This window comes from Streptomyces flavofungini (assembly GCF_041028215.1).
GTDB classification, from domain to species: domain Bacteria; phylum Actinomycetota; class Actinomycetes; order Streptomycetales; family Streptomycetaceae; genus Streptomyces; species Streptomyces flavofungini_B.
In genome coordinates this window covers 1-484 of sequence record NZ_JASKYR010001541.1, presented here as the reverse complement: position 1 = coordinate 484, position 484 = coordinate 1, and the positions used below count along the sequence as shown (strand labels likewise).

General features: G+C 76.0%; 1 protein-coding gene. It reads right to left on the bottom strand.

Annotated elements, in window-relative coordinates; all coding sequences use genetic code 11:
* On the bottom strand, nucleotides 1-484 hold a 484-nt coding region (locus AB8Z36_RS42085; protein ID WP_369218574.1), incomplete at both ends, for an AMP-binding protein.

Below are 484 nucleotides of genomic sequence, written 5' to 3'. Positions count from 1 at the left end.
CCGTGGCCTCGGTGGGGCCGTAGCCGTTCACCACGGCCGTGCCGGGGCAGGCCCCGAGGACGCGGCGCACCGCGGCCGGGTCCACGACGTCGCCGCCGGTCCACACCTCGCGCGGCCCGCGCAGCGACTCGGGGGCCAGTTCGGCCACGGTGCGGAAGAGTTCCGCCGTGAGCCACAGGGCGCTCACGTTCCGCTCGGGCAGCAGGCGGGCCAGGAGGGCGGGGGTCACCGGTCCGTCGGGGCAGACGACGACCGTGCCGCCGTTCAGGAGCGGCACCCAGACCTCGTACGTCGATGCGTCGAAGGTGTACGGGCTGTGCAGCAGCACGCGGTGGTGGGCGCCGGGCGCGGCGTGGGGTGCGCCCCCGGCCGCCGGTGCGCCGCCGCCCGTGAAGCGGCTGTCCGCCGCCAGTTCGGTGATCGCCCGCTGCGGTACGACGACTCCCTTGGGCTCGCCGCTCGACCCGGAGGTGAACATCACGCA